Genomic DNA, 9,603 nt, shown 5'->3' on the forward strand with positions numbered 1-9,603 from the left:
ACGCTCGTGTCCGGTGATAGGAGGACGTTTCGAGGGGCAGGCAAATTAGTCGACCGTTCCCACAACCCGCAGGACGCCTTGGAAACACTTGCTTGCAATTGATCCATCAGGTTTTGCCCTGCTCATGCGTCTCTTTCTGATACGGCCGGGCTTTTGCCCCTGAACTTCGCCATTGACACTGCGTACCCCATGTCGAAAAAGTCACGCTCGAAAATCTGGTTCCTCGTGCACAGCTGGCTGGCCCTGCCCATCTGGTTCTTCGTGCTGATCGTCTGCGTCACCGGCACCCTGGCGGTGATCAGCCGCGAGATCGTCTGGCTGGCCAACCCGGAAACCCGCGCCAATCCGCCTTCGGACGAGGCCCGGCGACTGAACTACGACGAGCTGCTGGTGGCCATGCAACGCGACCAGCCCGGCATCGCCGTGGCCAGCCTGATGACCTTGAGCGAATCGCACTTCGCCATGCTGTCGGACGTCACCTACCCCGACGGCCGCACCCTGAGGGTCTACGTCAACCCCTACACCGGGCACATCCAGGGCGTCCCGCCGCAGTTCAACTTCGAAGAGTTCACCCGCGCCCTGCACGGCTGGTGGCTGGTGCCCCACACCAACGGCTACAGCTGGGGCTGGTACCTGGTGTCGCTGCTCGGGCTGCCGATGCTGGCGTCACTGGTCACCGGCCTGGTGATCTACAAGCGCTTCTGGAAAGGTTTCTTCAAGCCGACCCTGCGCTTCAACCAGGGCGCGCGGATCTTCTGGGGCGATTTCCACCGTCTGAGCGGCATCTGGTCGATCTGGTTCATCGCGGTGATTTCCATCACCGGCACCTGGTTCCTGGTCAAGGCCCTGCTCGCCGACAACCATATCGCCATCTCCAGCCAACCCATCATTCCGGTGGTAGCCCGCGAGACGGTGCCACTGACCGCCGACGGCAGCCCCGCGCCGATGATCAGTCCGGACGAAGCGGTGAGGATCACCCAGCGCGAGATCCCCGGCTTCACCGTCGACTATGTCGGTTTTCCCAGCAACGCCTACGCCCACCTGAGCATCGGCGGCATGAGCTGGTATCCGCTGGTGTACCAGAAGGCCGAGATCAACCCCTACACCGGGGCGATGGAGGCCAGCCGCCTGCTGGGCGATCGCAAGGCCTTGGAGATCTTCACCGAGTCGATGCGCCCCCTGCACACCGGCGAGTTCGCCGGTCTGACGAGCAAGCTGATCTGGTTCTTCTTTGGCCTGCTGCTGAGCATGATGGTGCTCAGCGGCCTGCTGATCTGGAGCAAACGCACTGCCCTGGCCACCGCCAACGCACTCAAGCGCAGCCAGAAGCAGGCGCGCACGGCCAAGGGAGCAGTTTCTACAGAGGTCACGTCCAGTTCTTGAAACATTTTCTTTCATTTGCTTTGGCAGCTTTCTGATTCTCATTCGTCCTTACTTATGCAGCCTTCCAGGTTGAGCACAGACTCGACCGTATTTTTATATGCAGAAGACCGAGCGATGGCCCGACAATCGAGAAAGAAATCCAATTCCAAGCTGTGGTTTTTGGTCCACAGCTGGCTTGCCCTGCCGATCTGGTTCTTCGTCCTGATCGTCTGCTTCACCGGCATGCTCGCGGTGGTCAGCCAGGAGATCGTCTGGCTGGCCAACGCCGACGTGCGCGCCAGCAAACCCGACGACGACAGCCAGCGCCTGAGCTACCAGCAGGTGCTCGACGCCATGCACAAGGCCGAACCTGAGCTGGCGGTGCGTTTCTTCAGCCAGCCGGACGGTTCGCACTTCGCCCTGCAGGCCTCGGTAACCCGTGCCGATGGCACCAACGCGCTGCTCTACGTCAACCCCTACACCGGGGCCATCCAGGGCCAGCGCCCGGACTTCGACTTCGAGGCCTTCACCCGTGCCCTGCATGGCTGGTGGCTGGTGCCCTTCACCAACGGCTACAGCTGGGGCTGGTACCTGGTGTCGCTGCTCGGGCTGCCGATGCTCGCCTCGCTGGTCACGGGGCTGGTGGTGTACAAGAAGTTCTGGCGCGGCTTCTTCAAACCGCTGCGCACCGGCCACGGCCCACGGATCTTCTGGGGCGACGTGCACCGCCTGGCCGGCGTGTGGTCGATCTGGTTCATCGCGGTGATCGCCATCACCGGCACCTGGTTCCTGATCCAGGCGATTCTCGCCGACAACCACGTGACAATCTCCAGCGAGCCGATCGTGCCGGTGATCGCCCGCGAACAGGTGCCACAGACCGCCGACGGCGGCCCCGCGCCGCGCATCGACCTGGACCAGGCGGCACGCATCGCCAGCCAGAAGATCCCCGGCCTGGACATCAGCTTCATCTCGCTGCCGGCCACTGCCTACAGCCACTACAGCATGGGCGGGCGTGGCTGGTACCCGCTGATGTTCCAGACCGCCGAGGTCAACCCCTACACGTCCAACGTCGACAGCCAGTTCCTGCTTGGCGACCGTTCGGCCCTCGAGTTCGTCACCGAATCCATGCGCCCGCTGCACACCGGTGATTTCGGTGGCCTGGCGATCAAGCTGATCTGGTTCTTCTTCGGCCTGGTGCTGACCCTGATGGTGTTCAGTGGCCTGCTGATCTGGACCAAGCGCACCACCCAGGCCACCCTCGCCGCCCTCAAGCGCGGCGAGCGTCCGCGCTCACGCGCCGCGGCCAGCCCAACCACCCTGGAGGCCCAACCTTGAGCCAGACCGATACCCTGCCGCCCAGCGGCCTGAAGCAGCTGTGGCTGAAATGGCGCTTCCACCTCAACATCCTGCTGATCCTCATTCCCCTGGGTTTCATGCCCAAGTACTTCGCCGACGCCAGCCTGTTCCGCGGTGACAGCGGCCTGGGCGCCAACATCGTCGAGGGTATCCAGGTCGGGCGCTGGACCCTGGACCTGGCCGAACTGCGCGACGAGGCCCCACGCGCCGAAGGCCCGGCCGGCTACTTCAAGGCCTTCAACGCCGCCTGCACAAGCTGCGACGAAGGCGTCAAGGCCACCTACCTGCGGGTGGGCAAGCCGCGCAGCCTGCGCGCCGCCGGCACGATCTTCTTCGGCGCGCCGGCGCGCATGGGCACCTCGCTGCCAATCCCGCCACGCACCCGGCCCGACGCCGACATCTGGATCACCATCGAAGGCTGGGACGGCAAGATGTACCAGGCCTCGGTGCCGCTGGCCAAGGCATCCCCCGCCACCGTGGCCTGGCTCGAGAAACAAGGAGGCAACAAATGAAACAGCTGATGCGCAGGCTCGCCCTGCCCCTCTTGGCCCTGGCCGCCACCCCGGCGCTGGCACACAACCCGATGTGCGAGTGCACCGAGCACGGCGAGCAGATCACCTGCAAGGGTGGCTTCTCCGACGGCAGCGGCGCCCCCGGCGTGACCCTGGACGTGATCGGCTACGACGAACAGGTGCTGGTGGCGAGCAAGCTCGGCGACGACTCGACCTTGACCTTCAAGCGCCCCGAGGGTGAGTTCTACGTGCTGTTCGATGCCGGCCCCGGCCACGTGGTGGAAGTGGACCACGCCGACATCGGTGCGCCATGAGCCGCGCCCAGGTGGTGCGCCCGGCCGGCGCCGGGCACGAGACCCTCTACGTGCTGTTGGCCGCGCTGCTGATCGTGGTGCTGGCCGCCAGCGTGGTGGCCATGCGCGGCGAGCGCGAGGATGAACAGGCCATTGCCGCTCACCAGCTCGACGCCCGCCGCGACCTCAATGCCGCCGAACAGGGCATCCATACCGACCTGTGGGTGGCCGTCGAGGAGATCCGCGCCCTGCGCGAGGACAACGGCGTCGCCCCGGACGCCCAGGCCCTGGCCGACGAGGGGCTGCCGCCGTTCGTCAGCGACGCCAGCAGCCAGAGCCGCGGCAGCCACCAGTGGTCGCTGCTGGCCAACGGCGCCTACCTGGGCCGCAGCCAGGACGCCCAGGTGGCCGGCAGCTTCCTGGTGATCCTGCCCACCGCCAGCGATGCCCAGCCAGATGTCTGGTTGCGCCGCGACAGCACCGCCCTGCCCCCGGACGCGCTGGACAGCGATGCGCTGATCGCCGCCGGCTGGCAGCAGATCGTCACCCACTACGACGCCGGGGTCACCCGCCAACACCGTCACTAAGGACCTGCCCATGCTTCGCTTCGCCCGCCGCACCCTGGCGCTGCTCCTGGCCTGCGCCCTGCCCGCCGTGGCCCTCGCCGACAACGGCAAGCCGCTGCGCATCGGCATCACCCTGCACCCCTACTACAGCTACGTGAGCAACATCGTCGGCGACAAGGCCGAGGTGGTGCCGCTGATCCCGGCCGGCTTCAACCCCCACGCCTACGAGCCCCGCGCCGAGGACATCAAGCGCATCGGCAGCCTCGACGTGATCGTGCTCAACGGCGTCGGCCACGACGACTTCGCCGACCGCATGATCGCCGCCAGCGAGAAGCCCGACATCAAGACCATCGAGTCCAACGCCAACGTGCCGCTGCTGGCGGCCACCGGCATTGCCGCCCGCGGCGCCGGCAAGGTGGTCAACCCGCACACCTTCCTGTCGATCAGCGCCACCATCGCCCAGGTCAACAACATCGCCCGCGAACTGGGCAAGCTCGACCCGGACAACGCCAAGTTCTACACGCAGAACGCCCGGGCCTACGCCAAGCGCCTGCGTGCCCTGCGCGCCGAGGCCCTGGCCAAGGTCACCCAGGCGCCGGACGCGACCTTCCGCGTCGCCACCATCCATGCCGCCTACGACTACCTGGTGCGCGACTTCGGCCTGGAAGTCACCGCCGTGGTGGAACCAGCCCACGGCATCGAACCGAGCCCGGCACAGTTGAAAAAGACCATCGACCAGCTCAAGGCCCTGGATGTGAAGGTGATCTTCTCGGAGATGGACTTCCCCTCGGCCTATGTCGACACCATCCACCGCGAGTCCGGCGTGCGCATCTACCCGCTCACGCACATCTCCTACGGCGAATACACCAAGGAAAAGTACGAGGTGGAGATGAAGCGCAACCTCGACACGGTGGTCCAGGCCATCCAGGAGAACCGCACGTGACCGCCGCCGCCAACCTCACCAGCGCCTGCGGGCCACGCATCGAGTTCGACGGCATCGACCTCACCCTGGGCCGCACGCGCATTCTCGAGAACGTGCGCTTCAGCGTCGCCCCCGGCAGCGTGCACGCGATCGTCGGCCCCAACGGCGGCGGCAAGAGCTCGCTGATCAAGACCCTGCTCGGGCAGATGCCGCACCAGGGCCAGCTGACCCTGCACTGGCCCGGTGAGCGTGAAGTGATCGGCTACGTGCCCCAGGCCCTGGAATTCGACCGTGGCCTGCCAATGACCGTGGACGACTTCATGGCCGCCATGTGCCAGCACCGCCCGGCGTTCCTTGGCCTGTCCCGACGCGTGCGCCCGGCGATCGACGCGGCGCTGGCGCGGGTAGGCATGCTCGACAAGCGCAAGCGGCGCATGGGCGCGCTGTCCGGCGGCGAGCGCCAGCGCGTGCTGCTGGCCCAGGGGCTTATCCCCGAGCCACAGCTGCTGGTGCTGGACGAGCCGATGTCGGCCCTCGACGAGGCCGGTATCCAGGTGTTCGAGCAACTGCTGCACGGCTGGCGCCAGGCCGGCACCACCGTGCTGTGGATCGAGCACGACCTGGAAGCGGTGCTGCGCCTGGCCGACCGGGTCACCGGGCTGAGCCGCCAGGTGCTGTTCGACGCCCCGCCGGCCCAGGCCCTGACCCCCGAGCGCCTGCTCGGGCTGTTCTCCGTCCACCCGCGCAGCGAGAGCCTTGCCTGATGAGTTTCGAATCGTTCCGCCAGCTGGTCCAGGACTGGGCCACCGCTGGTTACCTGCCGGAGGCGCTGGCCTACGGCTTCGTGGTCAACGCCCTGCTGGCAGGCCTGATGATCGGCCCGGTGCTGGGCGGGCTGGGTACCCTGGTGGTGGTCAAGCGCTTCGCCTTCTTCTCCGAGGCGGTCGGCCATGCCGCGCTGACCGGCGTGGCCATCGGGATCCTGCTCGGCGAGCCCTACACCGGCCCTTACGGCAGCCTGTTCGGCTACTGCCTGCTGTTCGGTATCCTGCTCAACTTCCTGCGCAACCGCACCGGACTGTCCCCGGACACGCTGATCGGCGTGTTCCTCTCGGTGTCGCTGGCCCTGGGCGCGAGCCTGCTGCTGATGCTGGCCGGCAAGATCAACGTGCACATCCTCGAGAACGTGCTGTTCGGTTCGGTGCTCACCGTCAGCGCCCACGACCTGCTGGTGCTGGCCATCGTCGCCGTGCTGGTGCTGGCCCTGGCCCTGCCGCTGTACAACCGCATCATGCTGGCCAGTTTCAACCCGCAGCTGGCGGCGGTACGCGGGGTGGCAGTGAAGACCCTGGACTACCTGTTCGTGGTACTGGTGACCCTGGTCACCGTGGCCTCGGTCAAGGTGATCGGCGCGATCCTGGTCGGCGCCCTGCTGGTGATCCCGGCGGCGGCGGCGCGGCTGGTCAGCCAGTCGCTCAAGGGCTTCTTCTTCGTCTCGGTGATCATCGCCACCCTGAGCACCCTGCTCGGCATCCTGCTGCCGATCGTCTTCGACCTGCCGGTGCCCTCGGGCGCGGCGATCATCCTGGTCGCCGGGGTCTGCTTCGCCCTCGCCGCCCTGGCCCGCGCCCTCGTCCCCCGCCTGCAAGGAAACCCGGCATGACCCTGAAGAAACTCACCCTGGCCCTGGCCCTGAGCGGCCTGCCGCTGATGGCCGGCGCCACCCAAGTGTTGACCACCCTGCCGGTGACCCACAGCCTGGCCAGCACCTTGCTCGACGGCACCTCGGTACAACTCCAGCGCGCCGCCCCGGCCAACCTGCCGGCCAGCCGCCAGCCCTCGTACTTCAGCGGTCGTGGCGGCGCCAGCCTGCAGAAAGCGGCATCGAAAGCCGACGCGGTGATCGGCGTGCGCTCGATCTGGCGCGACGACCCGCTCTACCCCATGGCCCGACGCAGCAACATCCGCATCGTCGAGATCGACGCCGCGCGCCCGGTGGACGGCGCCCTGCCCGGCATCGCGGTCAAGGGTGACGAGGCGTTCACCGCCTATCCCTGGCTTAACCCCACCAACCTGGGGCGCATGGCCGATGTAGTGGCCAACGATCTCGAACGCCTCTCGCCAGCCGACAAGGCGAAGATCCAGGGCAACCTGGCCGGCCTCAAGCGGCAGATGCTGGAGCTGACCGCCAACAGCCAGACACGCCTGGCCGAGGTCGACAACCTGACCGTGGTCAGCCTGTCCGAGCGCCTGGGCTACCTGGCCAGCGGGTTGAACCTGGATGTGGTCGAGCAACCGCTGCCGGCCGACGACAAGTGGGACGAAGCGATGCTCAAGGCACTGGGTGAGAACCTCAAGGCGCAGGATGTGGCGCTGGTGCTGCATCATCGTCAGCCGGACGCAAAGGTGGCCGAGATAATCGCCGCTTCCGGGGCGAAGTTGCTGGTGGTGGACAGCGATCCGGACGACACCGTGGCGGGGCTCAAGGCCAGTGTCGAGCAGGTGGTAAAGGCCCTCGGCGATAGTTGAGCGCCTTTGCAGGAAATCGCGAAGGGAACAAATACCCTGTGGGAGCGGGTTTACCCGCGAAGAAAGCAACACGGTGCATGGCACCGGCTTCGCCGGTGTTCGCGGCTAAAGCCGCTCCCACAGGTCTCTGCTAAATCAATGCGTCATGTTCACCTCAACGCTTCATGCACCGCTGATACCGCTCATCCACCCTGCCGGCAAACCACGCCGTGGTCAGCTTGCGGGTGATCTTCGGGCTCTTCAGTTCGATCCCCGGCAGCACCGCCCGTGGCAGCGCCTTGCCCGCCTTCGCTTCGGCCAGGGCGAACACCCCGCGATACAACGCGGTGTCCTCCAGTTCCAGACCATTCTCCTTCTCCAGCTGAGCCCTGATCTGCGGATTGCGCAGCCCCAGCTTCGTCCCCAGCTTGCGCGCCGCCTGCTCGGTGGTGCCGGGCAGGATGGCGCCAGGGGCGATCAGGTCGCCATCGAGCGCCAGCGACACCCCGCTCGCCCGGTTCAATGCCGCCTGAAACGCCGCGTTGCGACTGGCGTACCAACCCGCGTTGAAATCGGCGAAGCGATACAGCTGACGCTCGTAGTGGGTGGGATAGCCGAGCAGGTGGGCGATGCCGAAGTACATTCCGCCGCGGCGGCTGAACACCTCCTGGCGGATGCTGCCCGAGTGGTCGTAGGGATAGCCCTTGGCGTGCCGCTCGGCGAAGTCCACGCTGACCTGCATCGGCCCACCGGTGCGCACCGGATTCAACCCGCCCAGCAGCGAGCGCCCCAGCGGCAGGCCGCTGATCACCTCGTCGTACAGGGCACTGAGCTGTTTTTCGCTGCGCACGGCGAGCAGCCGTTGCTGGTAGGTCTTGCCGTTGGCCGAGGGCGTGCCCAGCGCGCCGTCGACCAGGAGCCTGGGCACATGCAGGCGCGCCGCCCGGCGGTCGATCTCCTCCCGGGCGATACGCCCCAGGTTCGGCACCTGCGGGTCGGCGTTGAATGTGGATTCCTGCTCGGTCACCGCCAGCACCGCGCACAGGTTGCTCTTGCTCGGGCTGATGCCCTGGGCCTGGAACGCCACCTGGATATCCTCGGCCCAGCTCTGGCGGTCCTTGACCTGGGCCGGCAGCAGGCGCACGAGCTGGGCGCGGACCTTGGCCGGATCGGCCTCGACAGCCTCCTCACGTCGCCCGGCGCAACCTTGAAGCAGGCCCAGGGCCAGCAGCGCGGTGGTCAGCAGGCGGGCGTTCAGGGCTGCTCACCGACCAGGTAGGTCTTGCTGATCTGGCGGAACAGCGGGTGGCTGGAGCTGCCCAGCAACTCGAACAGTACCATCTCGCGAGTGACCACCTGCGCCCCGGCATCGCGCATGCGCGTCAGGCCCGCTGCCTTGCTCTGTGGGGTGCGGCTGTCGCAGGCGTCCTCGACCACGAACACCTGCTTGCCCAGGGCGCGCAGGCCGAGCACGGTCTGCAGCACGCAGACGTGGGTCTCCATGCCGCAGACGATTACCTGTTCGCGGTCGAGCAGGCTGGGGGGCAGGCATTCGGCGGCGACGCAGGAGAAGTGCAGTTTCTCGACGATTTCGGCGGCCGGTGCCGCGGCCTTGAGGGCGGCCAGGGTGTGGCCCAGGCCCTTGGGGTATTGCTCGGAGATCACCGTTGGGAGTTTTAGTTCGGCGGTTGCCGCGAGGAGCCAGCGGGCGCGGGCCGCGGTGCCCTCGGGGTCGCTCATGGCGCCTATCAGTTTTTCCTGGATGTCGACGACCAGCAGCGTGGCCTTGCGGGGATCGATCAGCATTGGTGGTCTCATGGTTTGGGGGATGGGGTAGCCTTACCCAGGCGGGGGGTGGCGTCAATTGGGGCTTGTGGTTTTGCAGGTTGATTATGGGTTTGGCGTGTAGTTGAGGCCGGTTGTTTTGATAGTCGTATGTGCATTCATTTGCGATGTCGACGCATAGTCACCTTTTCGCCCTTACGGCGAGTTCCTTTTTGAAGGATCTGTAGAGACCGGACACATGGTGGACACGTGTACGGAGACATGGTTGACACTTCCTGGCAGCCCCTTTGCCAGGATTT

At 66.4% G+C, this 9,603-nt stretch carries 11 protein-coding genes; 9 read left to right on the top strand and 2 right to left on the bottom strand.

The genetic code is table 11. The annotated features are described in order from the left end of the window. Positions 1-189: 189 nt before the first annotated feature. The 9 genes from HU735_RS04175 (at position 190) to HU735_RS04215 (ending at position 7,540) form a co-directional block, all read left to right on the top strand. On the top strand, positions 190-1,383 hold the full coding sequence (locus tag HU735_RS04175; RefSeq protein ID WP_186712536.1) for a PepSY domain-containing protein: 1,194 nt from the start codon (positions 190-192) through the stop codon (positions 1,381-1,383). Between the two features lie 114 nt (positions 1,384-1,497). Next, positions 1,498-2,697: a PepSY domain-containing protein gene (locus HU735_RS04180; protein ID WP_186712537.1), complete on the top strand. Its 1,200-nt coding sequence runs from the start codon at positions 1,498-1,500 to the stop codon at positions 2,695-2,697. Continuing rightward, positions 2,694-3,230 carry a thiamine pyrophosphate-binding protein gene (locus tag HU735_RS04185; RefSeq protein ID WP_186712538.1) on the top strand — a complete coding sequence of 179 codons (537 nt, stop codon included), beginning with the start codon at positions 2,694-2,696 and terminating at the stop codon, positions 3,228-3,230. Before HU735_RS04180 ends, HU735_RS04185 begins: the two co-directional genes overlap by 4 nt. Beyond that, positions 3,227-3,544: a hypothetical protein gene (locus HU735_RS04190; RefSeq protein WP_050706534.1), complete on the top strand. Its 318-nt coding sequence runs from the start codon at positions 3,227-3,229 to the stop codon at positions 3,542-3,544. Before HU735_RS04185 ends, HU735_RS04190 begins: the two co-directional genes overlap by 4 nt. Continuing rightward, positions 3,541-4,110: a DUF6162 family protein gene (locus HU735_RS04195; RefSeq protein ID WP_186712539.1), complete on the top strand. Its 570-nt coding sequence runs from the start codon at positions 3,541-3,543 to the stop codon at positions 4,108-4,110. Before HU735_RS04190 ends, HU735_RS04195 begins: the two co-directional genes overlap by 4 nt. 10 nt (positions 4,111-4,120) lie before the next feature. Next, positions 4,121-5,032, top strand: coding sequence for a metal ABC transporter substrate-binding protein (locus HU735_RS04200; protein WP_062574342.1), 912 nt, complete (start codon positions 4,121-4,123; stop codon positions 5,030-5,032). Next, positions 5,029-5,775 (top strand): ATP-binding cassette domain-containing protein, encoded by a 747-nt coding sequence (locus tag HU735_RS04205; RefSeq protein WP_186712540.1) that lies wholly within the window; start codon positions 5,029-5,031, stop codon positions 5,773-5,775. Before HU735_RS04200 ends, HU735_RS04205 begins: the two co-directional genes overlap by 4 nt. Then, positions 5,775-6,674: a metal ABC transporter permease gene (locus HU735_RS04210; RefSeq protein ID WP_050706538.1), complete on the top strand. Its 900-nt coding sequence runs from the start codon at positions 5,775-5,777 to the stop codon at positions 6,672-6,674. Before HU735_RS04205 ends, HU735_RS04210 begins: the two co-directional genes overlap by 1 nt. After that, positions 6,671-7,540, top strand: coding sequence for a zinc ABC transporter substrate-binding protein (locus tag HU735_RS04215; protein WP_186712541.1), 870 nt, complete (start codon positions 6,671-6,673; stop codon positions 7,538-7,540). Before HU735_RS04210 ends, HU735_RS04215 begins: the two co-directional genes overlap by 4 nt. A 154-nt stretch (positions 7,541-7,694) precedes the next feature. Here HU735_RS04215 and HU735_RS04220 read toward each other — a convergent pair whose 3' ends face one another. Next, the gene (locus tag HU735_RS04220) at positions 7,695-8,777 is read right to left on the bottom strand and encodes a DUF1615 domain-containing protein (RefSeq protein WP_346655351.1); all 1,083 of its coding nucleotides are present in this window, start codon (positions 8,775-8,777) and stop codon (positions 7,695-7,697) included. Next, positions 8,774-9,325: an isochorismatase family protein gene (locus HU735_RS04225; RefSeq protein ID WP_186712542.1), complete on the bottom strand. Its 552-nt coding sequence runs from the start codon at positions 9,323-9,325 to the stop codon at positions 8,774-8,776. Before HU735_RS04225 ends, HU735_RS04220 begins: the two co-directional genes overlap by 4 nt. Between the last annotated feature and the right edge of the window lie 278 nt (positions 9,326-9,603).

Source organism: Pseudomonas sp. BW16M2, assembly GCF_014268865.1.
Lineage (GTDB): Bacteria > Pseudomonadota > Gammaproteobacteria > Pseudomonadales > Pseudomonadaceae > Aquipseudomonas > Aquipseudomonas peradeniyensis.